Here is a 24,636-nt window from a genome sequence, read left to right as displayed (position 1 = left end):
CGATTCCGTCTATATAGCGGTGCGTCCGCCATCCGTCACGCCGAACCGACCGAGGCAATCGCGGATGACAGGGAATTTACCGTCTCCGCCCCTGCTCGGCCGAATGGCCGGATCGGCGATCCCGGCGGATTTTCCTTATTTCGACCTGCGGATCAGGTCGTTCATGTAGTCGTTCAGGTCGCGGAAATCCTTGACGGTCCATGCATGCGGCGGCACCCGATAACCATTTTCCTTCAGTGTCTTCGGGATCAGATCCCCATTGGGGCGGAGTATGACCGACGACACGATGACGCCGGGATAATCGGCCAAGCGCTTCTTGAAGGCCGGCGTCGTCAGATCCGGAGTCGGAGGGTTGCTCTTGCCGGCCAGCGGGCCCGAACCTTTCGCATCCGCCCCGTGGCACATGGCGCACCGCTCCACGAACAGCTTTTCCCCGTTGTCCGCGTGGGCACCATGAAGTGGCGTCAAGCACAAGGCGGCAGCCCAAACCGGCAAGAGCAGCTTAACGAGCCGCATGTCCTCTTCTCCCATCGCACACCATCATAGCGGAAGCGTCACCGCCCCCGCGCCCGCTCCACCGAATGGATGGCCGGGGTGGCGCGCAGGGCGGCCATGATGTTGGTCAGGTGCTTGGCATCCTTCACGTCGATGTCGATCAGCAGCTCGAAATAATCGGTGCTGCGGTTCGTGATCTTCTGATGGATGACGTTGCCCTGGTTCTTGCCGATCACCGTGAACAGCGTGCCGAGCGAGCCCTGTTCGTTGGCGATGACGACGCTGATGCGGCCGACATGCTCCTCCGGCGAATCCGGGCCGGTCTCCCACGACACGTCGATCCAGCGTTCCGGCGATTCATGGAAGCTTTCCAGCGTTTCGCAGTCGATGGTGTGGATCGTCACGCCCTTGCCGGTGGTGACGATGCCGACGATGCGGTCGCCCGGCAACGGGTGGCAGCAGCGGGCGTAATGGACCGCCATGCCCGGGATCAGCCCGCGGATCGGCAGAGCCGATTCCTTGCGGGCCTTGGCCTTGGGCTTCGGCGCGCTCTCTTCCAGTTCGCGGACGGCCGGCGCGGTCTGGGCCTTGTGGCCGGGGAAGACGGCGTGGAAGACTTCGCGGACCGAATGCAGGCCGGAGCCGACACCGGCCATCAGGTCGTCCACCGTCGGCTGCTGGAAGATCTTGGTAGCGGCTTCCAGCGCCTTTTCGGTGAACTCGTAGCCTTCCGACTTGAACTGCCGCATCAGCATGCCGCGGCCCAGTTCCATATACTGGGCGCGCTGCTGGGTGCGCAGGAACTTGCGGATGCGGGCGCGCGCCTTGCCGGTGACGACGAAGCGTTCCCAGCCCGGAACCGGCGTCTGCGCCTTGGAGGTGACGATATCGACCTGATCGCCGTTCTGCAGCTGGGTGCGCAGCGGCAGCATGCGGCCGTTGATCTTCGCGCCGACGCAATGGTCGCCGACCTGCGAGTGCACGGCATAGGCGAAGTCGACCGGCGTCGCGCCGCGCGGCAGCGCGATCAGGTCGCCCTTCGGCGTGAAGCAGAACACCTGGTCCTGGAACAGCTCCAGCTTGGTGTGCTCCAGGAACTCTTCCGGCTTCTGCGCATGCTCCAGGATGTCCAGCAGCTCGCGCAGCCAGCGATACTCGCCGCCGTTCGGGCGCGGCTGGTGGTCCTGCTTGTAGGCCCAGTGGGCGGCCACGCCCAGCTCGGCAATCTCGTGCATGTCCTGGGTGCGGATCTGCACCTCGATCCGGTTGCGGCCGGGACCGATCACGCCGGTGTGCAGGCTGCGGTAGCCGTTGGGCTTGGGGGTAGAGATGTAGTCCTTGAAGCGCCCCGGCACGACCGGATAATGGGCGTGCACGATGCCCAGCGCCTGATAGCATTCACCGACCGAGCCGACCGTGATGCGGAAGGCCATGATGTCGGACAGCTGTTCGAAGCTGACATTCTTGCGCTGGAGCTTGCGCCAGATCGAATAGGCCGACTTCTCACGCCCCGACACCGACACGTCGGGCAGGCCTTCGGAGGCCAGCAGTTCGCGCAGTTCGGTGATGATGGTCTGGACGCGGTTCTCGCCCTCGCTGCGCAGACGGGACAGCTGGGCCAGGATGCTGTCGCGCGCGTCGGGGTTCAGTTCCGCGAAGGCGAGATCGTCCAGCTCGTCCTTGATCTTGTGCATGCCGATGCGTTCGGCCAAGGGCGAGTAGATCTCGATGGTCTCGCGGGCGATGCGGCGGCGCTTTTCCGGCTTCTTCAGGTGGAACAGCGTGCGCATGTTGTGAAGCCGGTCGGCCAGCTTCACCAGGAGGACGCGGATGTCCTCCGACATGGCGATGACCAGCTTGCGGAAATTCTCCGCCTGCTTGGCCTGCTCGCTGTTCAGTTCCAGCCGCGACAGCTTGGTGACGCCGTCGACCAGACGCGCGATTTCCTTGCCGAACACCCGCTCGATGTCTTCGAGCGTGGCGACGGTGTCCTCGACCGTGTCGTGAAGCAGCGCCGTGGCGATGGTGCCGGCGTCCAGCTTCATCTGGGTGAGGATGCCGGCGACCTCCAGCGGATGGAGGAAGTAGGGATCGCCGGACGCGCGCGTCTGCGACCCGTGCGCCTTCATCGAGAAGACGTAGGCGCGGTTGAGGAGATCCTCGTCGGCGGAGGGATCATACGCCTTGACGCGCTCGACAAGCTCGTACTGCCGGATCATGCGGCCCGACCCGGCGCACGCGGCGCCTCAAATGTGTTCGTGACGTTTCTCAGGGCGGTTCCGTTCGAACCGAAGGGGAACAGCATGCCCCCCACCCTTCTCTGCGGCGAGGGGGCGTAACGCCCCCTTCGGGTCCTGCGGTCGTTGTCCAGGATCAGAGGTCTCCGTCGGGATCCTCGGTCATGGCGAAACCGGCGCCCGGCTCCGCATCCATGTCGGCGGCGACGTCGTCTTCCTCGGTCAACTCTTCGCCGTCGCTCTCGCTCATGCCGTCTTCGTCGCCCAGCGAGTTGTTGCCGCGGGCGGCCCAGTCATTCTCGCCGGCCATCAGCTCGACGATCTCTTCCTCGGGCTCGTCCGGCTCGACATGCTTCTGGTGGCCCTTGATCAGGGCGTTCTTCAGATACTCCAGCGACACCGTCTCGTCCGCGATCTCGCGGAGCGCCACGACCGGATTCTTGTCGTTGTCGCGGTCGATCGACAGCGGGGCGCCGCTCGCGACTTCGCGGGCGCGCTGGGCAGCCATCATGACCAGCTCGAAACGGTTCGGAACCTTCAGGACGCAATCTTCAACGGTAACGCGGGCCATGCCAGACGAACTCCGGATTCATAGGAGGCTCTAGACTATATGGATGTGGTCCGATAGGTGCAAGCGCGAACGACAGCGCTGCTGCATTGCGTCGGGGGAACACCCCCACACAAACTCAATATCCATCCGGTCTGACGCCTGGAGACAGTAGGCGAACCCTGCCTCTTGTATGTTTGCCCACAATACACTAGATTTCAAAATTGGAACGCGAGCTTTTGCGCATGTTCCAATACATTTTCAACAAGCAGCGATGGAAGGATCCTGGCATTGGACCGCAATTCGACTTTGCCGCGTGATGTCAGCAAGTTGTTTTACAAGGAAGAGCGTCTCGCACTTTTCATAGATGGGGCCAACCTCTACGCCACAGCACGTTCACTTGGCTTCGATATTGATTACAAAAGGTTGCGTGACGGCTTTGCCGGAGAAGGGCGACTCGTGCGCGCCTTCTATTACACCGCCCTCGTCGAAGATCAGGAATACTCCCCGATCCGCCCGCTGGTCGATTGGCTGGACTACAACGGCTACACCATGGTGACCAAGCCGACCAAGGAGTTCACCGACGCCTCGGGCCGGCGCAAGATCAAGGGCAACATGGACATCGAGCTGGCCATCGACGTGATGGAGATGGCCGATCATGTCGACCACATCCTGCTGTTCTCCGGCGACGGCGACTTCCGCCGGCTGGTGGAGGCCGTGCAGCGCAAGGGCGTGCGTTTCAGCGTCGTCAGCACCGTCCGCTCGCAGCCGCCGATGGTCGCCGACGAGTTGCGCCGGCAGGCCGACAATTTCATCGAGTTGCAGGAGCTGGCACCCTTCATCGCCCGCACCCACCATCACCGCGATCAGATGCCCTCCCACCACGACCAGCAGGGCGGCCCGACCATGTACGACCCCGATGACCGGGGCTGACGACCGGGGCTGACGGCACGGGTCGCAAAGCAGCGTTGGCAGACATGAAAAAAAGGAGCGCATCGGGCGCTCCTTTTTCGTTTGGGGACTTCCGCGGTTCAGCGTGACGGGCCGGCTGTCCGTTGCCGGTTCCGCGCCATCCGGTCGGCCGTCTTCAGCGCCGCGATCAGGCTGGCCGCATTGGCCTTGCCGGTGCCCGCGATGTCCAGCGCCGTCCCATGGTCGGGAGAGGTGCGGACGAAGGGCAGCCCCAGCGTGATGTTCACGCCGCTGTCGAAATCCACCGTCTTCACCGGGATCAGCGCCTGATCGTGGTACATGCACAGCGCCGCGTCATAACCACGCCGCGCGGCGGCATGGAACATGGTGTCGGGCGGGCGCGGCCCGGACACGTCGATGCCGTCGGCGCGCAGCGTCACGATGGCGGGCTCGATGATGTCGATCTCCTCCCGACCCATCGCCCCGCCCTCCCCCGCATGCGGGTTCAGGCCGGCGACGGCCAGCCGCGGACGGTCGATGCCGAAGTCGCGCGCCAGCGACGCCGCGGTGACCCGGCCGGCATGGACGATGGCCTCGGTGGTCAGCCGGTTCACCGCGTCGCGCACCGACACATGGATGGTCACCGGCACCACCCGCAGGTCGGCCGCCGCCAGCATCATGATCGGCTCGTCGGCCAGTCCGGCGAGGTGGGCCAGATATTCGGTGTGGCCGGGATGGCGGAAACCGGCGGCATAGAGCGACGATTTCTGGATCGGGTTGGTGACCACGGCCGCGGCCTGCCCACCCCGCACCAGCGCCACGGCACGGTCGATGCTGGCGATCACCGCAGCACCGTTGGCCGGATCGGGCCGGCCGGCGACAACCGGATTGCCGAGCGCGACCGGCAGCACCGGCAGGGCACGGCCGAACAGCGCCGCCCCCTCCTGCGGAGACGAGACGGCCTGCACCGGCACCGGCAGCCCAAGCGAAGCCGCCAGAGCGGCCAGCCGCGCAGGGTCGTCCAGAATGACGAAGGGCCGCAGGCCGGCCTCGTCGCGGGCCAGCCACGCCTTCAAACCGATCTCCCCGCCGACGCCGGCCGGTTCCCCCATGGTCAGGGCCAGCGGCAGGTCGTTCGGCGGGGCGGCGGTCACAGGCGGGTCTCGATGAAGGCGGTGCGGCGCAGGTCACGCAGATACCGGCGCGACAGCAGTTCCGCCCGTTCGCTGACCAGTTCGCGCTCGATCTCGTCGCGGCCGGGCAGCTTGGCTTCCTGGATGGGAGTCGGAGCCGGCGGCGGCGGCGGGGCCGGCTGGGCTTCCGGCGGCGGCTGGATCATCGGCATGTCGCGCTTGCAGACGATCAGGATCACCGCGGCGGCCGGGCTCATCAGCACCGGGCTGGCCTGGCCGAGCGGGATGCCGAGCGCGAGATTCTGCAGGCCGGGGGCCATGTCCTTGACCCGCATGGTGCCCATGTCGCCCGATTCCGGCATGCCGGTCTCCCTGGCGCGGGCCTGGAAATCGGAGCAGCTCTTGATCGACTTGCGCAGCTTTTCAGCCTGCTCCTTGACGGACTTGGCCTGCTCCTTGGACTCGATCGGGAGAATGATCTGCTTCATGTTGACCGTGGCCTTGGCCACGTCCGGGCGCGGCTGCGGACGGGGCGCGGCCGGCCGGGCGACCGGCATCGGCATCTCGCCGCCGCTGCTGCCGAACGGCCGCTGGCCGCGCACCATCAGGATGTGGTAGCCGGTCGCCGTGCGGACCGGCGACGACAGCTGGCCGCCGCGCATGCCCGACAGCGCCTTGTCCACCTCCGGCGACAGCTCGCCGCTGCGCACCCAGCCCAGGTCGCCGCCCGACGCGGCACCGGCGGACTGCGAGAACTGGCGGGCGAGCGCGGCGAAATTGCCGCCGCGCTTGACCTCCTCCACCAGACGCTCGGCGTTGCGGCGCACCTCGTCGTCCTGATCGGGGCTGTCCACCGCCAGGAAGATCTCGGCGACCAGATATTCGGGCTTGCCGATGTTGGCCTTCAGCCGCTCCATCGCGGCATCGACCTCGTCCTCGCCGACCACGACCTCCTGGCGGATGCGGCGCTGCATCACCTTCTGCCAGGCGAGCAGGGCGCGGATCTGATCCTTCAGGGTGGAATAGGGCACGTTCTGGCGCTTCAGCATCTCCTGAAGCTGCTGGCCGTTCATCCGGTTCTGCTCGGCGATGCGCTTGACGGCATCGTCGATCTCCGACGCCGACACGGTGACGCCCTGGCGCTTGGCCTCCTGCATCTGCAGGCGCTCGTCGATCAGCAGGCGCATCACCTGCGGCATCAGCCGCTTGGTCGTCTCCGGATTGGCGGCGGCGCCGGCGTTCAGCAGCGCCATGCGGATGCGGGCATTGACGTCCGAAACCGAAACGACCTCGTCATTCACCACCGCAGCGATGCCTTCCGACCCCGGCGCGCGGGCCTGACGCGTGCTCTCGTCCCCCGTCCGCGGCGTGGCGGCGCCGGCGGCGGCCTTGCTGGACTGCGCCACGGCGGGCATGGCCAGAAGCGCACAGGCGGTCGCCACGGCGACGGTGGTCCGGACGGCTCGCAAACTCGACATGCTGCTCAAGCTCCAAAAACGGGTCGCCCGTTATTACGGTGGGGCCGGTGCCCCTGGCAAACGGAATCGGCCCCTGCAATCCAGTGCTAAACCAAGTGGGCGGAATTATGACCGACGGCGATAACCGCCCGCTTTGCGGCGAATGGTCCCACTCCGCCCTCCCTTCCCGGCAGCCGTCCCGTCAACCGTCTTCCAGATGCAGAAGGGCGGCGATGCCCAGCAGCAGGCTGATGCCGGCGGGACTCCAGGCGGCCATGAGGATGGGGATGGTTTCCGACATGCCGAAGGTGCGGACCACGTCGGTCATCACGAACAGCACGAAGCCGGTCAGCACGCCGCCGGTGACCATCGCCATGGTGCCGCCGCGGCGCGGCAGCCGCAGCGAGAAGGCGGCGGCGAACAGCACCATCGCCAGGAATAGGAAGGGCTGGGCCAGCAGCGACTGGTAATGCAGCCGGTGGCGCACGGCCGGGAAACCGGTGGTTTCCAGCGTGTGGATGAAGCGCGGCAGCTCCCAGAAGGAGATGGTCTCCGGCGGGGCGAAGCTCTCCTCGATGGTCGCCATGTCCAGCTCGGTCGGGATGGTGTAGCTGTCCAGCTTCTCCGGGTCCTTCTTGGCCCGGTTCAGGATCGCCTCCTGCAATTCCCACTTGCGGTCCTTCAGCACGGCGCTCGGCGCATCGACGCGGCCCAGATAGGTCTGGTCGGCGTCGAACAGGAAGACGATGACGTTCGACAGCTCGAAGGTCACCGGGTTCACCAGCTCCGAATGGATGAAGAACTGCTCGTTCTCGTTGGTCTGGCGCAGCCACAGGCCGGAGCGCGAGATGTTCAGCGTGCTGGACTGGAGCTTGAGATAGCGGTCCTGCAACTGCTCGTACTTGGCGATGAAGACGGCGCCGACCGGGTTGATCAGCGTCACCTTCACCACGCCGATGGCGGCGGCGGCGAACATCACCGGCATCAGGAACTGCCAGGCCGACACGCCGACGGCGCGGGCGACCACCAGCTCGGCGCTGCGCGTCAGCCGCCAGAAGGTGAACATGCCCGCGAACAGGACGACGAAGGGGAAGATCTGCTGCCCGATCTCCGGGAGCTTCAGCAGCGCCATCTCCACCACCAGCCCGAAGGTGACGTGAGGCTTGGTGCCGGCGCGGCGCAGAAGCTCCACCGTGTCCAGCAGCAGCACGATGGCGAGCAGGATCACCATCAGCAGGCAGAACCACACGACGAACTGCCGCCCGATGTAGCGGGAAAGCGTAGGCGAGGAATACATGCGGTGTCCGGTCTCCGGAGCCCCGCCCGCAGCGCCGCCATGGCGCCTGGGACGGACTGGCGCGGCCCCGCCCGATCAAGGATCGGTGCGGGGCCGCGCCGGAACAAGTCCCGCTGTTTACCTCTGTTGCGCCGCGATGACAACCGAAGCCGAGGCCGGGCTGCCTGCGATCCTATCGACGATGTCGCCCCTCTCCCTCCTTTTCCGTCTGGACTTCCTGCACCGGCACTCCAAACTGTTGGAGAGAGGCTGTATGGGAGGGTCGGTCGATGACGGACACCACGGTCGCAATCCGCCAGGCGCGCGGGTCGGACGCCGCCGGCATGGCCCGCGTCCATGTGCAGAGCTGGCGCTCCACCTATCCCGGGCTGATCCCGGCGCAGTTCCTGGTCAACCTGTCCGAGCCGGCCGCCGCCCAGCGCTGGGCAGCCATCGCCGAGACGCGCGGCCCCGGCCAGGGCGCCTTCGTCGCGGTGGATGTCACCGGCCGGATCGCCGGTCCCGGCACCATCGTCGGTATCGCCTCCTTCGGCACGCGCCGGGTCACGGTGGAGGGGCATGCGGGCGAGTTCCACGCGCTTTATTTGCTAGACGACGCAAAGGGTTACGGAATCGGGCGGCGGCTGATGGCGGCGATGGCCGATTGTTTCCTGGCCGCCGGAATCCGGTCCGCGGCGGTCTGGTGCCTGCGCGACAACCCGTCGCGCTGGTTCTATGAAAGGTTGGGCGGCATCAAGGTGGCGGAACGGCCGATCCGCTTCGCCGGCAGCGATCTGGTGGAAATCGCCTATGGCTGGCGCGACCTGACGCCGCTTGCACGCTTGTCGGCGGGGCCAGAGGTGCGGTAGTGAGGGGACTTGAGTCCCCACGCATCAGGATTCGCCGATGTCCAGCGCCGCCTCCCTTTCCGCCGCCTCTCTTTCAGCCGAACGGGTTCTCATTCTCGATTTCGGGTCGCAGGTGACCCAGCTCATCGCCCGCCGTGTGCGCGAGAGCGGTGTCTATTGCGAAATCCATCCCTTCGGCATGAGCGACGAGCGCATCCGCGACTACGATCCGAAGGCGATTATCCTGTCGGGCAGCCCGGCCTCCGTCACCGAGGCGAACGGCCCGCGCGCGCCGCAGGCGGTGTTCGACCTGAAGGTTCCGGTTCTCGGCATCTGCTATGGCCAGCAGACGATGTGCCACCAGCTGGGCGGCACCGTGTCCGGCTCCGACCACCGCGAGTTCGGCCGCGCCTTCATCGAGATCAGGGAGCCCTGCGCCCTGTTCGACGGGCTGTGGGACATCGGGTCGAAGGAACAGGTGTGGATGAGCCACGGCGACCGCGTCACCGCGCTGCCGCCCGGCTTCCGCGCCGTGGCGGTCAGCGACGGCGCGCCCTTCGCCGCCATCGCCGACGACCAGCGCCGCCTGTACGGCGTGCAGTTCCACCCGGAGGTGGTCCACACCCCGCACGGCGCCCAGCTGCTGGCGAACTTCGTCCACCGCGTCGCCGGCATCGAGGGCGACTGGACGATGGCCGCCTTCAAGCAACAGGCCATCGAGAAGATCCGCGCCCAGGTCGGCACCGGCAAGGTGATCTGCGGCCTGTCGGGCGGCGTCGATTCGTCGGTCGCGGCCGTGCTGATCCACGAGGCCATCGGCGACCAGCTGACCTGCATCTTCGTCGACACCGGCCTGATGCGCGCCGGCGAGTCGGAAGAGGTCGTGCGGCTGTTCCGCGACCACTACAACATCCCGCTGGTCCACCGCGAGGCGGCCGACCTGTTCCTGGGCAAGCTGGCCGGCGTCACCGACCCGGAGCAGAAGCGCAAGATCATCGGCGGCCTGTTCATCGAGGTCTTCGACGAGGAGAGCGCCAAGGTCGGCGGTGCGGAGTTCCTGGCCCAGGGCACGCTCTACCCCGACGTGATCGAGAGCGTCTCCTTCACTGGCGGCCCGTCGGTCACCATCAAGTCGCACCACAATGTCGGCGGCCTGCCGGAGCGGATGAAGCTCAAGCTGGTCGAGCCGCTGCGCGAACTGTTCAAGGACGAGGTCCGCGCACTCGGCCGTGAGCTTGGCCTGCCGCCGGCCTTCATCGGCCGCCATCCCTTCCCCGGCCCGGGCCTCGCCATCCGCATCCCCGGCGAGATCACCCCGGAGAAGCTGGAAATCCTGCGCAAGGCCGACACGGTCTATCTGGAGGAAATCCGCAACGCCGGCCTCTACGACGCGATCTGGCAGGCCTTCGCCGTGCTGCTGCCGGTCCGCACCGTCGGCGTGATGGGCGACGGCCGCACCTATGACCATGTGCTGGCGCTGCGCGCGGTGACCTCGACCGACGGCATGACCGCCGACTGGTATCCCTTCCCGCACGACTTCCTGGCGCGCGTGTCCAACCGCATCGTCAACGAGGTCCGCGGCGTCAACCGCGTCGTCTACGACATCACGTCGAAGCCGCCGGGGACGATTGAGTGGGAGTGAGGCGGGCGGAAACGCTTCGTCTGTGAAAGACAAAGGGGCGGGAAACCGCCCCTTTTCTTTTGCCTGTCCGGATGTCGTTCAGAACAGCGATTCCACCGTCTGCGTTTTGGGGCCGCGCCGCTTGCCGCGGGCTGGCTTGAGGGAGGCCGGCAGCAGGCCTTCCCGCTGCGCGCACAGGTCATGCCAAACACGGCCCGGACGCTCCGGCGTCCAGTACATGGGTTCGCCGAGCAGCACTTCTTTGCCGCAGCAGGCGCAGGGAGGATATGGGCTGGATGTGTGTTCGTACCGGTCCATCTCACCGTTATGGCAGTGGTGAGCCGATCCGTAAGTGATGCGGATCAAATCGGACCGCAAGGGTGCAAAAAATAGTGCCGTTCACGCTGGGCCGGAAGACAGCGACGGTCCCGCCCCCCTATGGCAGGGAGACGGGACCGCGCGGCCTTATCCCGTCAGCGCACGTCGGCCAGTGCGACGCAGGCGCGGTCGCGGCCGGCGAGGCTGCCGCAGCCGTCGGCGCGCTGGGAAACGAAGCGCATCACCACGCGCTCGCCCTTGCCGACCGACTGCGGCGGCAACAGCGCCTCGGCGACCTGGGTGGTGAATTGCGGGCTGACGCGGTGCGTCGTGGCGGGCGCCGGGTCGAGGCTGGCGACCTGCACCGGCCTCGCCGGGGCCACCGCGGGCGCGGGAGCCGGGACAGGGGCGGGGGCGGGTTCGGGCAGCGACGCCACCACCACGGGAGCGGGCGCCGGTTCGACGGCCTTCGGCTCGGCCGGTCGCGGCTCCATCCGCCGCGGCTCGACAGCCCGGGATTCGGGGGCACGCGATTCGGGAGCGCGGGTTTCCAGGGCGGCGGAGGCGACGACGACCGGCGCCGGCTCCGACGGCTGCTGGGCCGTGGCGGGGGCCGACGGCTGGCCGCCGCGCGGCTTCGGCGCGTCGTCCGGGACCACCGCGACCTCGATGGCCGAGGCGCCGGCCGCCAGCGACGGTTCGCGCGGACCGGTGCCGCGCAGCACCGGGGTCAGCGCCGCCAGATACATCTTCGTCTCGCGCGGCAGCCGCTGCTTGCCGGCCAGATGCTGGGCGTAGCAGGCCGGGCCGCAATTGTAGGCGGCCAGGAAACCGGGGGCGCCGAACAGGTCGTACATCTCGCGCAGATACGCGGTGCCGGCCATGATGTTCTCGTGCGGGTCGGATGGATCGGAGCCCAGCCCATACTTCGCCCGCATCAGCTCATAGGTGCCGGGCATCACCTGCATCAGGCCGATGGCCCCGGCGGAGCTGGTCAGAACCTTGCCGCTGTTGGTCGTCGCCCGGCCGTTGCTCTCGCGCATCATCACCGCGCGGATCCATTTCTCCGGCATGTCGTACCGCTTGGAGGCCTCGCGGATGTGCGGGACCCAGCGGGACAGCGGGTCGTTCGGATCCGGGACATAGGCCGCGGCTTCGACCGGCGGAGCCGTCTGCACTTGCGGTGCTTCGGAAGCGCAGCCGGCCAGACCGAGAGCCAGGCACAGCATTGCTCCGGCGGCGTGGATCGTCGCGAGGTTTCGTTTGACCACGAGGGGATTTCCGTGCTGTTGGCGCAGGCGGGACAAAAGATGGATCGCTTTTCAATGTATAGCCCACGCCTGTCAAGCGACATCACGGCCGTTTCTTGAATCCTGTCCCGAAGATGCCTCAAAAATGCCCGATTTATCCCTTGTGAAGAGGTCGGCAATTAGGATTTTTGGCAAATGTCCCTATGCCAATCTTCGCTCTCCGTCTGGACATCGCCATCCAGTCATAAGGCGCGACAACGGGAACCTTGACGGAACATCCACGCCACCCCTAATGGAGGGCGCCGGCCGCCCCTTCAACCGACGCCGTTCCGACCGGACGGGCTCGGCCGAACTGGATCGACGATCATGACCGCCCCTCAACGGACCTTCCCGCCGGCCCCGCAGCCGCCGCAGCAGCAGCCGCGACCCTCGTTGCCGCAGGAAGACGCCCCGCCCCGCAAGCCCCGGCGCTTCGGCCGGCTGCTGGCGATCCTGCTGGTTCTTCTCGTGGCCGGCGGCGGTGTCGCCCTGTGGCGCGCCCGCAATCCGGCGCCGCCCTCCCCCTCCCCGGCCGTTCCGGCGGCGGAGCGTCCGGTGGAACTGACCGCGCTGGAGGTCACGGCCGTCGCCCCGCGCGCGCTGACGGAGACGGTCCGGCTCAGCGGCTCGGTCTCGCCGATGGAGCAGTCGGCGGTGAAGGCGGAGGTCGCCGCGCGGCTGGCCGAGGTGGCGGTGCGCGAGGGACAGGCGGTCCGCCGCGGCGACATGCTGGCCCGCTTCGACACGGTGGAGCTGACCGCCCGCCTGAACGAGAAGCAGGCCAATCTGGAAGGCGCGCGGGCCCAGCTGGTGCTGGCCGAAAAGACGCTGACCAAGAACCGCACGCTGAACCGCAGCAACATCGTCTCGGACACCAGCCTGGATCAGGCCGAGAGCAGCTTCGGCTTCCAGCGCGCCCAGGTCGATGCGCTGGCGGCGCAGGTCGAGCTGGCGCGCAAGGCGCTGCGCGACGCGGTGGTACTCAGCCCCATCGACGGCATGGTCGCCACCCGCGCCGTCAATCCGGGGGAAAATCTGGCGGTGAATGCCGCCATGTTCACAGTGGTCGACCTGTCGCGGGTCGAGGTCGAGGCGACCGTCCCGGCGGAGCAGGTGGCCCGGCTCGCCGTCGGCCAGACCGCCAGCCTGCGGGTGGAGGGGTTCGGCGAGCGGGAGTTCGCCGGCAGCGTCGCCCGCATCAACCCGATGGCGCGGGCGGGATCGCGCGCCATCCCGGTCTATGTGACCATCGACAATCGCGACGGCGCGCTGCGTGGCGGCATGTTCGCCAGCGGCGAGGTTCTGGTGGCGCAGGCGGCGAGCGCCATCGCCGTGCCGCCGGTCGCCGTCCGCCATGACGAGCAGGGCGACTTCGTCCTGGCGATTGCCGACGGCCAGACCGTGCGCCGCCCGGTCACGCGGGTGGCGTTGTGGGCGCGCGGCGATCTGGTGCAGGTGGAAGGCCTGGCGCCGGGCGACCGCGTCGTCACCGGCAACCTGCCCGGCCTGACCGCCGGACGCAGCGTCTCGATAGCCGGCACCTGACCCGGACGGACCAGCCGCCATGCCGATCACCCGCATCAGCGTCGACAACCCGGTCTTCGCCACCATGATGATGGTGGCGCTGATGGTGCTCGGTCTCTTCTCCTACAACCGGCTGGGCGTCGACCTGTTTCCCGACGTCGATTTCCCGGTGGTGGTGGTCAGCACCAGCTATCCCGGCGCCAGCCCGGAGACGGTGGAGACCGACATCACCAGGCCCGTCGAGGATGCGATCAACACCATCGCCGGCATCAAGACGCTGACCTCGCGCTCCTACGAGGGGCAGTCGGTGGTGATCGCCGAGTTCGACCTGAAGACCTCGTCGGTCCAGGCGTTGCAGGACGTGCGCGAGAAGGTCTCGGCCATCCGCGCCAGCTTCCGCGACGAGGTGAAGGATCCGCAGATCACCCGCTTCAACCCGGACGACCAGCCGATCCTGTCCATCGCCGTCACCTCCGACCTGCGGTCCTTGCGCGACCTCACCACGCTGACCGACCAGATCATCCTGAAGCGCTTGCAGAATGTCCGCGGCGTCGGCAAGGCCACCATCGCCGGCGGGGTGAAGCGGCAGATCCTGGTGCGGCTGAAGCCGGAAAAGCTGGAAGCGCTGACCATCGGCGTCGACGAGGTGATCGCCACCGTCACCGGCGAGAACCAGGACGTGCCCGCCGGCACCGTCTCCGGCCAGGGACGGGAGCGGGTGGTGCAGGTGGAGGGGCGCGTGCGCAACCCGCGCGACCTGCTGGACCTGATCGTCGCGCGGCGCGGCGGCAGCCCGGTGCGCCTGTCCCAGGTCGCCGAAGTGATCGACGGGCAGGAGGAGCAGGACTCCGCCGCCCTGCTGAACGGCAACCCGGCGCTGGCGGTCGATGTGGTTAAGGTCCAGGGCGCCAACACGGTGGAGGTCGCCCGCGGCCTGCATGCGGCGATCCAGGATCTGCGGACCAACGGCTCGCTGCCGGCGGACGTGACGCTGGCGGTGGTGCGCGACAGCTCCCGCGGCATCACAAACTCGCTCAGCAACGTGCAGGAAACGCTGGTCGAGGGCGGCATCCTGACCATCCTGATCGTCATGGTCTTCCTGGGGTCGTGGCGCAGCACGGTCATCACCGCGCTGACCCTGCCGGTCGCCGTGCTCGGCACCTTCGGCATGCTGGCGGCGATGGGCTTCACGCTGAACATGATGACGCTGATGGCGCTGTCGCTCGCCATCGGCATCCTGATCGACGACGCCATCGTGGTGCGCGAGAATATCATGCGCCACCTCGCCCGCGGCCAGGGCCACCGTCAGGCCGCGCTCGACGGCACGGCGGAGATCGGGCTGGCGGTGCTGGCGACCACGCTGACCATCGTCGCGGTGTTCCTGCCCGTCGCCTTCATGGGCGGCATCATCGGCCGCTTCTTCCTGCAATTCGGCATCACCGTCTCGGCGGCGGTGCTGATCTCGCTGTTCGTGTCCTTCACGCTCGACCCGATGCTGTCCAGCATCTGGTACGACCCGGCCGCCCATGGCCGCCACGGCCGCTCGATCTTCGGCCGCTTCGCGGCATGGTTCGGGCGCGGGTTCGACAGTGTCTCGCACGGCTATGGCCGGCTGCTGCGCTGGGGCCTGCGCCGGCGCTGGGTGGTGGTGGTCGCGGCGCTGGCGATCTTCTTCGGCAGCTTCCTGCTGGTGCCGCGCATCGGCGTGGAGTTCGTTCCCGCCGCCGACCTCGGCGAGCAGATCGTCGAGGTGGAATCTCCCGTCGGCTCGTCGCTCGCCACCACCACCGCCAAGACCAGACAGGTCGAGGCGGCGATCCGCGAGTTCCCGGAGATCGCCTACACCTACAGCACCGTCAACACCGGGGTATCGATCGGCCACAACCGCGGCAGCATCTATCTGCGCTACACCCCCATCGACCAGCGCAAGCGCTCGCCCAACGACTTGGCACCGCTGCTGCGGCAACGGCTGTCGGCGATTCCCGGCGTCACCATCGGCATCGCCATCCCCGGCGTCGGCGGCGTGCAGAAGCAGATTCAGGTCTCGGTGCAGGGCCGCAACATCGCCGAGCTGGACCGGCTGTCGCAGACCGTCATCGGCGCCATGCGCGCCATCCCCGGCTTCGTCGATGTCGACAGCACGCTGAAGGCGGCCAAGCCGACGCTGGCAGTCCGGCTGGAGCGCGACCTCGCCAGCGACCTCGGCATCGGCACCGCCAAGGTGGCCGAGACGCTGCGCCCGCTGTTCGCCGGCGACACGGTGTCGAGCTGGAAGGCGCCGGACGGCGAGAGCTACGACGTGCTGGTCCGCCTGCCCGAAGGCGACCGTGCCGGCCGCGCCGACCTCGACCGCATTTATTTCTCCGGCGGGGTCGATGCCAACGGCACGCCGCGGATGATCCCGCTGTCCCAGGTGGCGGAGGTGGTGACGACGCTCGGCGCCTCGCAGATCAACCGGCGCGATTTGCAGCGCGAGGTGAATGTCCAGGCCAACGTCCAGGGCCGCGCCGCCGGCGATGCCGGCCGCGATTTGCAGGCGGCGCTGGCGAAGATCGAGCTGCCGCCCGGCTACCGCATCGTCTTCGGCGGCTCGACCAAGGACATCGCCGAGACCAGCGGCTATGCCATGCAGGCTTTGGCGCTCGCCGTCATCCTGATCTACCTGATCCTCGCCTCGCAGTTCGGCAGCTTCCTGCAACCGCTCGCCATCATGGCCTCGCTGCCGCTGTCGCTGGTCGGCGTGTTCCTGGGGCTGCTGACGGCGGGATCGACGCTGAACATCTTCAGCGCCATCGGCTTCATCATGCTGATGGGTCTGGTGACCAAGAACGCCATCCTGCTGGTCGATTTCGCCAACCAGGCGCGCAAGCGCGGCGCCAGCCTGCACGATGCGCTGGTCGAGGCCGGGATCATCCGCCTGCGCCCCATCGTGATGACCACCGCCGCGATGATCTTCGGCATGCTGCCGCTGGCGCTCGGCATCGGCGAAGGGGCGCAGCAGCGCGCACCGATGGCCCATGCGGTGATCGGCGGGCTCCTGTCCTCCACCATCCTGACGCTGCTGGTGGTGCCGGTGGCGCTGACCTATCTGGACGGGCTGTCGCGCCGGATGAAGCGCTGGTTCGCCCACGCAGACCCCGACGCCCAACAGCATCCGGCGGGGCAACATCCAGCGGGGCAGCATCCGGCGGAGTGAGGGTCAGGCCAGGGCCGGGGTCCGCACCGAACTGCCGACGCCGACGGCCGGCATGTTCTCCTCGACCCAGCGCCCCGCCGCCTCGCGTCCGGCGTCACGCAGCCAGTTGAGGAAGCTCCAGTCAGTCATCAGCTTCGAATAGAGTCCCAGATCCTGGAGATGCTCGTCGGCGCCGATCAGGTGCAGGCGCGGGGCGTCGCTGCGGGCGGACAGGCAGCGCATCTCCTGCAACAGGGCGGCGTTGAAGGTGATCTGGTTGAGGCGGGCCGCGATGCCGGTCGGGTCCTCCGGCGTGGTGGAGCAGGTGAAGGGGTTGATCGTCACCACCAGCAGGTCGGCGCCGGGACAGGCCGCCGCCAGCGGCGATAGCGGCGGGTTGGCGAGATAGCCGCCGTCCCAGTAATCCTGGCCGTCGATCCGCACCGCGCGGAACAGGCTCGGCAGGCAAGCCGAGGCCAGCAGGTGATCGACCTCCAACTCCGTCTCGTCGAACAGCCGCAGGGCTCCGGTCCGCACATTGGTGGCGCTGACGAACATCCGCAGCCCGCTCCGCCGGATCAGCTCCGGTTCGACCATCTCGGCCAGCAGGCCGCGCAGCGGGTGGAAATCCGCCGATTGCGTCCGATAGGGGCTGACCCAGCGCCGCGCCCAGTCCACCAGATGGGTTCCCGGCGCATGGTCGACGTTCCAGCGGCCAAGCAGCCGGTCGGTCACGCTCGGCCGGATCGGCCCCAGCCGCCCGGCGGCGCTGACCCGCTCCCAGAACGTCGCCAGTTCGGCCCGCGCGCCCGCGCACCCGCCCCGTGCCCAGCCCTGGGCCAGCATGGCGGCGTTCATCGCCCCGGCGCTGGCGCCGCTGACCCCGACCAGCCGGATATCCTCCTCCAACAGCCGGTCGAGCACGCCCCAGGTGAAGGCGCCATGCGCGCCGCCGCCCTGCAAGGCCAGCGCCAGCGTCGGCTTGGGCGGCGGCAGGGCCAGCATCGGCTCCGGCCCGGACAGTTCCAACGGTTCCGCGGGGTACGCGCGCGGCGCAGGCGTCGCCTTGCCGCACACACGGTTCCACAGCTTTCGGATCATCGTCATGGCCGGCACGTCTCCAAATGCTTATGCTGCACCGCAACATGAGCAGGGACGTCCGCATCGGCAAGGGGGTATGCCCATGGAGGGTCGGCAGGGAACGGCATTGGAAACCCAGCGCCACATGCACTAAGTAGGCGGATACCCAAAACGCCGAGCCGCCCCTTGCCCACCCCGCCCTATCAGGTCATCCCGATCACCGACCCCGAAGATCCGCGCATCGAGCCCTACCGCGACGTGCGGGAGCGCGACCTCGTCGGCCGTGACGGGCTGTTCATCGCCGAGGGGGCGGTGGTGGTGCGCAGCCTCGTGCAGTCCGCCCGCTACCGCGCCCGCTCGCTGCTGATCGCCGAGAAGCGGCTGGCGGCGCTGGAGCCGATGCTGGCCGCCCTGCCGACGGACACTCCGGTCTACACTGCCACCCAGCCCGTGCTGGACCGCATCGCCGGCTTCCCCCTGCATCGCGGCATCCTGGCGGTGGGGGAGAAGACCGGTGTCCCCAGCGTGGCCGACCTGCTGGGTGCCTGCGGCCCGGTCGCCCGTGTCGTCATGCTGTTCGGCATCGGCAACCACGACAATATGGGCGGCATCTTCCGCAACGCCGCCGCCTTCGGCGCCGATGCGGCGATTCTCGATTCCGGCTGCTGCGACCCGCTCTACCGCAAGGCGATCCGCGTTTCGGTGGGGGCGACCCTGCTGGTGCCGACGGCGAGGCTGGCGGCGGACGAGGACCCGCTCGCCCTGCTCGACCGATTCGGCTTCGAGGCGGTGGCGCTCAGCCCCGCCGGTGCCGAGACGCTGGCCGCCCTCACCCCGCCCCGCCGCGCTGCCCTGCTGTTCGGGTCGGAAGGACCGGGCCTGCCGCCCGCCCTGCTGGCCCGCGCCCGCAGCGTGCGCATCCCGATGGCCGGCGATTTCGATTCCCTCAACGTGGCGACCACCAGCGGCATCGTGCTGCACCACATCGCTTCCGGACAGGTGCCATGACAGACGACGCCATGACAGACGATACCGGCATGCCGGCCGCCACAGCCATTGCCGACCCGCATCTGGTCCACGACCTCGCCGTCGCCCATCCGGAAGTGACGACGCTGGGGGCCGCCGGCCTGCTGCGGATGACCGATGCCGAGACGCGCGGGCTGGTGGCGCTCGGCCTGCCGCTGCCGAAGGGCAAGCGTGACCTGCTGGTGCCGGCGGAGCGGCGCGAGGCCATCCTGCTGGAGATCAGCGGCCGCATCGACCGCGCCCACCGCCGCGACGCGCTGCTGGCCCAGGGCCGCCGGGCGCTGGCCGGCAGCCAGACCGCCTTGCTTTCCTGCGAGGACCGCACCCGCGTCCGCGCCGTGCGCAGCGACGAATTGCCCTGGCCCGGCCTGTCCCCGGCGATCCGCCTGCACGTCTCCCGCAGCTTCGACGCGCTGGAGCTGTCGGACCTGTCCGATGCCGAGCTGTCGGCCCGGCTGGACCATGACCCGGCCCTGCGCGCCGCGCTGGACGACGCCCTGTCCCGCATCGCCGCCCGGCTGCGCGATCTGGCGGACCGGGCCGGGGACGACCCGGATTGGGGCTTCGCCAGCCTCGCCGAGCGGCTGGGCAAGGCCGCCCGCAACCGCAGCGACGCCGACGAGCTGCTCGACCGCTGGGACCGCGAGTATGACCAATGGCGCCGCGACCGGGCGGAGGGGCGCGGCCGGCTCTATGTCGACCGTCATTTCGACTTCTCGCGCTTCGAACGGCTGTTCCCGGTGGCGCGCGGCATGAACCGCCGTCTGGTGCTGGTGATCGGCCCGACCAACTCCGGCAAGACCCACCGCGCCATCACCGCGCTGCGTGAGGCCCGCGACGGCGTCTATCTGGCGCCGTTGCGCCTGCTGGCGCTGGAGGTGATGGAGCGGCTGAACGGCGAGGGCACTCCCACCACGCTGATCACCGGCGAGGAGGAAATCCGCACCCCCGGTGCCCGCCACACCGCCTCGACCATCGAGGTGATGGACCCGGACCGGCCGGTCGAGGTCGCGGTGATCGATGAGATCCAGATGCTGGCCGACCCGGCGCGCGGCTGGGCCTGGACCGCGGCGCTGATGGGCGTGCCGGCGGAGACCGTCTATATCCTCGGCGCGCCGGAGGTCAGGCCGCTGGTGGAGCGTGCCGCCGCCCATCTCGGCGAGCCGCTGGAGGTGGTGGAGCTTGACCGCAAGACCCCGCTGTCGATGCTCGACCGCCGGCTGGAGTGGGCGGAGGTGGAGCGCGGCGACGCGCTGATCGCCTTCTCCCGCCGCGAGGTACACAGCGTCCGCGACACGCTGCTGGCCCAGGGGCTGTCGGTCGCCGCCATCTATGGCGCGCTGGCTCCGGCGGTGCGGCGGCGCGAGGCGGCGCGCTTCCTGGCCGGCGAGGCCGATGTGGTGGTGGCGACCGACGCCATCGGCATGGGGCTGAACCTGCCCTGCCGGCGCGTGCTGTTCACCGCGCTGGAGAAGTTCGACGGCAGCAGCGTCCGGCCGCTGAGCGCGACGGAGGTGAAGCAGATCGCCGGCCGCGCCGGCCGCTTCGGCCAGTTCGAGGAGGGGCATTTCGGCGTCATCGCCCGCGGTACCCCCGCCGCGCTGAAGCGCCTGCTGGAGGCGCCCGACCGCCGCCTGCGCGCCGACGCCCCCCTGCCCGTCCGCCCGACCCGCGCCATGCTGGCCCGCCTTGCCAGCCACATCGACAGCGCCGAGACCCGGCTGCTGGTGGAGTGCTTCGGCAGCGCCGCCACCGCCGGCTCCCCCTTCCGGCTGGCCGACCTGTCGGCGCTGCGCCGCGCCGCGCCGATGCTGGACGCCCGCCGTCTGGCGCTCGCCGCCAGGCTCGACTTGCTGCTCGCCCCCGCCGACCTGGAGGATGCGGAGGATGCCAAGGTCTTCGCCGCCATCCTCGACGCGGTGGAGGCCGGCGAGAGGCTGCCGCTCGGCCGGCTGATCCCGGCGCGGCTCGACGGGCTGGCCGCCGATGTGCTGGAGGCGGCATCGCGCGCCTGCGACCTCTATTTCTGGGCGTCGCGCAAGTTCCCGGACGCCCTGCCCGACCGCGACCGGGTGCGCAGCGCCCGCGACGCCATCGGCCAGCGCCTGTCCGAAGCGCTGGCCTCTCGCGCCCGCCGCCGCGAGCCGCCGCCGGCAGCCGGCTTCCGCGGCGCCCCGCGCAAGCGCTTCGGTCCGCGCCGCCGCTGACGGGGGATTGACGAGGGGAGATTGACGGAGGGGGATTGGTTCCCGGCGAAATTCGCCCGCATGGCACTGCTGCACTGCGAACGAAGTGGCCGCCCTGCTGTTCTGAACTGGACCCGACTTGGCTCGGTCGCCATATCGATAGCGAGCGCCTATCGACACGTTAGAAAACGTCGATTGGACGCTATCGGAAGGCCCTGCCATTGTTGCATCGGCGGCCAAGCCTCTGGCCGTCCCGTTCAGGAGCAACCGGCGTGAAGACCGCATCCCCCACCATCGCCGAGACCATCCCCGCCCCCGCCCGCACCCCTGCGGTGGGGCGGCGGTTCTGGACCATGCTCGGCCCCGGCTTCGTGGTGGCGGTCGGCTACATGGATCCGGGCAACTGGGCGACCGACATCGCGGCGGGCTCCAGCTTCGGCTTCGCCCTGCTGTCGGCGGTGCTGATCGCCAGTCTGGCCGGCATCTTCCTGCAGGGGCTGATCGTCAGGCTGACGCTGGCGACCGGCACCGATCTGGCCCGGCTGATCCGCCAGCGCTTCCCGCGGCCGGTGGCGATGTTGGTGTGGGCGGTGTCGGAACTGGCGATGATCGCCACCGATCTGGCCGAGCTGCTGGGCAGCGCCATCGCGCTGAAGCTGCTGTTCGGCATCCCGGTCATGGCCGGGGTGGTGATCTCCGCCGTGCTGACCTTCGGCATCCTGGCCCTGCCCGGCGCCCGCGGCCGTGCCCCCGAACTGGTGGTCGGCGCGCTGATGAGCGTGGTCGTCGTCTGCTTCGCCTGGGAGCTGGCAATCGCCCGCCCCGACCCCGGCGCCCTGCTGGCCGGCCTGATGCCGAGCGTCGAGCTGGCCCGCAATCCGGAGATGCTGTACCTGTCGCTGGGCATCATCGGCGCCACCGTCATGCCGCACAACCTGTTCCTGCATTCCGGTCTGGTCCAGGCCCGGTTGGCCGAGGTGAAAACCGAAGAGGAGCGGCGGCAGGCCGCCCGCTGGCTGACCATCGACCTGTCGACCGCGCTGGCGCTGGCCGGTCTGGTCAACGGCGCCATCCTGGCGGTCGCCGCCGTGGCGTTCCAGGGAGCGGCGCCCGGCGCCTCCCCCGGCATCGAGGACGCCCACGCCCTGCTGGGCAGCAGCATCGGCGGCGTCGCCGCCCTGGTCTTCGCCATCGCCCTGCTGGCCGCCGGCCAAAGCTCCACCACCACCGGCACCATGGCCGGGCAGATGGTGACGGAAGGCTTCCTGAACCTGCGGCTGCGCCCGGTCACCCGCGCGCTGATCACCCGCGGCGCCTCGCTGATCCCGGCGCTGGCGGTGCTGGGCAGCGCCGGCGATCGCGCGGTGGATGGGCTGCTGGTGCTGAGCCAGGTGGTGCTGGCCCTGACCCTGCCCTTCATCCTGATCCCGATGCTGTTGCTGCTGCGCAACGACAAGCTGATGGGCGGGCTGGCGATGGCGCCGCTGACCCTGCGGCTGGCAAGCCTGACCGTGCTGGTGCTGACCGGCCTGTCCGGCTGGCTGGCCGGCACCACCGCGATGGCCTGAGCGGAAAGGCACCTCGACCCGGAGCGGGGAATGGTCCATCTTGCGGCCCTTCCCCGATATTCCTTCCTGTCATCGGTGCCCTATGGATTCCGCCCTCGAACAACGCCTCGCCGACCTCGAAAGCCGCCTTGCCCATCACGAGCGCATGGCGGAGGAGATGTCGGAGGTCATCTTCGCCCAGGGCCAGACCATCGACCGGCTGACCGCCCAGATGAGGCGCATGCGCGACCGGGTGGAGGCGGCGGAATATGCCATCGCCTCCCCGCAGGACGACCGGCCGCCGCCGCATTATTGACGGGTTGGGGGTGCTCCCTCACCCCACCCCTTCGTAGACCACCTCCGTCATCATCCCCGTCGCCATGTGCAGCAGGTTGTGGCAGTGCAGCGGCCAGCGGCCGGGGTTGTCGGCGTCGAAGGCGACGGTGACGCTGCCCATCATCGGCACCAGGACGGTGTCGCGCACCGCCCCCGCCACCGGCCGGCCGTCTATCGCCACCACCTGGAAGTGATGGCCGTGCAGGTGCATGGGATGCGCCATCATCGACGCATTCTCGAAGGTCAGCTCCACCCGCTGGCCCTGGCGGACCGTCAGCGGCCGGTGCGCCCCGAAGGTCAGGCCGTCCAGGCTCCAGACATAGGGCGCCATCGAGCCGGTCAGCTGCATCCGCCGCGTCAGGTCGGCCGCGCGTGCCGCCAGCGGTGAAACGGCGGCCAGCTGCTTTTCCAAGGACAGGTCGAGCGGATCGGTCTGCGTCTCCCCGGTCGCCGCAACCTTCCCCACCGCCGCGCCGGGGGTGGCGAGGATGATGCCGGTGCGCTGCACCGCCCCCTCGCGCAGGGCCAGGATCGGGAAGGCGCCACCCTCGGCCGGCACGGTCAGGCGGATGTCCAGCCGCTGGCCCATGCTCATGGCGAAGCGGCTGCCGGCAACCGGCTGAACCGGGTTGCCGTCGGCGGCGATCACCTGCCCGGTCAGCCGCCCGAGGTCGATATGGAAGGCGGTCGAGGTGGCGCCGTTGATGATGCGCAGCCGCACCCGTCCGCCCCGCTCCACCCGCACGACCTCGGGGTCGGCAAGCGTGCGGTCGTTGGCGAGATAGGCGTCGTACTCGACGTCGTTCAGGTCCATCGCCATGCCGCCGGCCATGCCGCTCATGCCATGATCCGCACCATGGCCCGAACCATGCGCCGAACCATCCGCCGCCTGCCCGTGATCCATCGACCCATGGTTCATCGCGCCGCCGGCCATCGAGCCGTGGTTCATCGCGCCGTGATTCATGGCGCCAGCGCCCATGGAGCCGTGCTCCATCTGGCCGTGCCCGCCATGGGCCATTCCGCCGGCCGGCGCGCCCAGGGAGGCCAGCAGTTCGGCCGGGTCGCGGAAGGTGAAGTCGTGCAGCAGGATTGTCACCTCCTGCTCGTCGGCGCGCAGGTCCTCGGCGCTGCGGACCACCAGCGGGGCCGCCATCAGCAACTGTTCCTGCATCCCGTGGTGGGAGTGCATCCAATGGGTCCCGGTGCGCGGCGCGAAGTCGTAGCGGACCGATTCGCCGGTGCGGATCGCCGGACGGTTGGTGTCGATGACACCGTCCTGGACATAGGGCGGCGTCTGGCCGTGCCAGTGGATGACCGCATCCTCGCCGGCCCGGTTGGCGAGATCGACCAGGAAGCGCCGGCCGGGGTCGAGGGTCAGCCCAGGGGTGCCGTCGGGCTGGCGGATGCCGAACACGCTGGCCGCCTTGCCGTTCACGTCGAGCGTGCGGCGGTCGACGGTCAGGCGGACGGCGTCCATCGGATTGCCCACCGGATTGGCGGCAAAGGCGGAACGCGAAAAAGCGGGAAGCAGGGCGGCACAGCCGCCGGCAACCGCCGTCGACAGCAGACGGCGGCGCGAAAGCGCGAGAGTCATGACGGACTCCGAAGAATCGGATGAACAGGGGATGG

At 68.9% G+C, this 24,636-nt stretch carries 18 protein-coding genes; 9 read left to right on the top strand and 9 right to left on the bottom strand.

The features are described 5' to 3' along the window. Window positions 1-135 precede the first annotated feature (135 nt). From ABNQ39_RS03250 to rpoZ, 3 genes are all read right to left on the bottom strand, one after another. Window positions 136-516, bottom strand: a complete 381-nt coding sequence (locus ABNQ39_RS03250) for a c-type cytochrome (protein WP_376958891.1) — start codon at window positions 514-516, stop codon at window positions 136-138. Between the two features lie 38 nt (window positions 517-554). Beyond that, window positions 555-2,714 (bottom strand): RelA/SpoT family protein, encoded by a 2,160-nt coding sequence (locus tag ABNQ39_RS03245; RefSeq protein WP_376958889.1) that lies wholly within the window; start codon window positions 2,712-2,714, stop codon window positions 555-557. 154 nt (window positions 2,715-2,868) lie between these two features. Then, window positions 2,869-3,303, bottom strand: coding sequence for a DNA-directed RNA polymerase subunit omega (gene rpoZ, locus ABNQ39_RS03240; protein WP_098740113.1), 435 nt, complete (start codon window positions 3,301-3,303; stop codon window positions 2,869-2,871). A gap of 306 nt (window positions 3,304-3,609) precedes the next feature. Between rpoZ and ABNQ39_RS03235 the strand changes: the two genes are divergently transcribed. Beyond that, window positions 3,610-4,212: a LabA-like NYN domain-containing protein gene (locus ABNQ39_RS03235; protein ID WP_376959751.1), complete on the top strand. Its 603-nt coding sequence runs from the start codon at window positions 3,610-3,612 to the stop codon at window positions 4,210-4,212. A 98-nt stretch (window positions 4,213-4,310) separates the two neighbouring features. Here ABNQ39_RS03235 and pdxA read toward each other — a convergent pair whose 3' ends face one another. The 3 genes from pdxA to lptG form a co-directional block, all read right to left on the bottom strand. Next, the gene (pdxA, locus tag ABNQ39_RS03230; RefSeq protein WP_376958886.1) at window positions 4,311-5,345 is read right to left on the bottom strand and encodes a 4-hydroxythreonine-4-phosphate dehydrogenase PdxA; all 1,035 of its coding nucleotides are present in this window, start codon (window positions 5,343-5,345) and stop codon (window positions 4,311-4,313) included. Beyond that, window positions 5,342-6,802 (bottom strand): peptidylprolyl isomerase, encoded by a 1,461-nt coding sequence (locus ABNQ39_RS03225; protein WP_376958884.1) that lies wholly within the window; start codon window positions 6,800-6,802, stop codon window positions 5,342-5,344. The genes pdxA and ABNQ39_RS03225 overlap by 4 nt, the downstream gene beginning before the upstream one ends. Window positions 6,803-6,983: 181 nt before the next feature. After that, a complete protein-coding gene (gene lptG / locus ABNQ39_RS03220) occupies window positions 6,984-8,078 on the bottom strand; it encodes an LPS export ABC transporter permease LptG (RefSeq protein WP_098740116.1) in 1,095 nt (364 codons plus the stop codon). Between the two features lie 269 nt (window positions 8,079-8,347). Between lptG and ABNQ39_RS03215 the strand changes: the two genes are divergently transcribed. Next, entirely contained in the window at window positions 8,348-8,926 is a 579-nt protein-coding gene (locus ABNQ39_RS03215; protein ID WP_376958882.1) for a GNAT family N-acetyltransferase, read from the top strand. Between the two features lie 37 nt (window positions 8,927-8,963). Further along, complete coding sequence (gene guaA, locus ABNQ39_RS03210) at window positions 8,964-10,547, top strand: glutamine-hydrolyzing GMP synthase (RefSeq protein WP_376958880.1); 1,584 nt, start codon at window positions 8,964-8,966, stop codon at window positions 10,545-10,547. Window positions 10,548-10,999: 452 nt separating this feature from the next. Here guaA and ABNQ39_RS03205 read toward each other — a convergent pair whose 3' ends face one another. Continuing rightward, window positions 11,000-12,115: a lytic transglycosylase domain-containing protein gene (locus ABNQ39_RS03205; protein WP_376958878.1), complete on the bottom strand. Its 1,116-nt coding sequence runs from the start codon at window positions 12,113-12,115 to the stop codon at window positions 11,000-11,002. A gap of 345 nt (window positions 12,116-12,460) precedes the next feature. Here ABNQ39_RS03205 and ABNQ39_RS03200 point away from each other — a divergent pair, with 345 nt between their 5' ends. After that, window positions 12,461-13,678: an efflux RND transporter periplasmic adaptor subunit gene (locus ABNQ39_RS03200; RefSeq protein ID WP_376958876.1), complete on the top strand. Its 1,218-nt coding sequence runs from the start codon at window positions 12,461-12,463 to the stop codon at window positions 13,676-13,678. A gap of 19 nt (window positions 13,679-13,697) precedes the next feature. Further along, complete coding sequence (locus tag ABNQ39_RS03195) at window positions 13,698-16,853, top strand: efflux RND transporter permease subunit (RefSeq protein ID WP_376958874.1); 3,156 nt, start codon at window positions 13,698-13,700, stop codon at window positions 16,851-16,853. A 3-nt stretch (window positions 16,854-16,856) separates the two neighbouring features. On the opposite strand, the gene ABNQ39_RS03190 is transcribed toward ABNQ39_RS03195, so the two are convergent. Then, complete coding sequence (locus tag ABNQ39_RS03190; protein WP_376958872.1) at window positions 16,857-17,939, bottom strand: patatin-like phospholipase family protein; 1,083 nt, start codon at window positions 17,937-17,939, stop codon at window positions 16,857-16,859. Between the two features lie 159 nt (window positions 17,940-18,098). On the opposite strand from ABNQ39_RS03190, the gene ABNQ39_RS03185 reads away from it, so the two are divergent. The 4 genes from ABNQ39_RS03185 to ABNQ39_RS03170 all read left to right on the top strand — a co-directional run bounded on the left by ABNQ39_RS03185 (window position 18,099) and on the right by ABNQ39_RS03170 (window position 22,987). Then, entirely contained in the window at window positions 18,099-18,920 is an 822-nt protein-coding gene (locus ABNQ39_RS03185; RefSeq protein WP_376958870.1) for a TrmH family RNA methyltransferase, read from the top strand. Next, window positions 18,917-21,145 carry a helicase-related protein gene (locus ABNQ39_RS03180; protein ID WP_376958868.1) on the top strand — a complete coding sequence of 743 codons (2,229 nt, stop codon included), beginning with the start codon at window positions 18,917-18,919 and terminating at the stop codon, window positions 21,143-21,145. Before ABNQ39_RS03185 ends, ABNQ39_RS03180 begins: the two co-directional genes overlap by 4 nt. Before the next feature lie 251 nt (window positions 21,146-21,396). Further along, a complete protein-coding gene (locus ABNQ39_RS03175; protein ID WP_376958866.1) occupies window positions 21,397-22,692 on the top strand; it encodes an Nramp family divalent metal transporter in 1,296 nt (431 codons plus the stop codon). Window positions 22,693-22,774: 82 nt separating this feature from the next. Further along, window positions 22,775-22,987, top strand: a complete 213-nt coding sequence (locus ABNQ39_RS03170) for a SlyX family protein (protein WP_109047410.1) — start codon at window positions 22,775-22,777, stop codon at window positions 22,985-22,987. An 18-nt stretch (window positions 22,988-23,005) separates the two neighbouring features. Here ABNQ39_RS03170 and ABNQ39_RS03165 read toward each other — a convergent pair whose 3' ends face one another. Then, a complete protein-coding gene (locus ABNQ39_RS03165) occupies window positions 23,006-24,601 on the bottom strand; it encodes a multicopper oxidase family protein (RefSeq protein ID WP_376958864.1) in 1,596 nt (531 codons plus the stop codon). Between the last annotated feature and the right edge of the window lie 35 nt (window positions 24,602-24,636).

Origin of the sequence: Azospirillum sp. A26 (assembly GCF_042604635.1) — a bacterium.
Lineage (GTDB): Bacteria > Pseudomonadota > Alphaproteobacteria > Azospirillales > Azospirillaceae > Azospirillum > Azospirillum palustre.
This window is presented reverse-complemented; position numbering and strand designations above follow the sequence as displayed.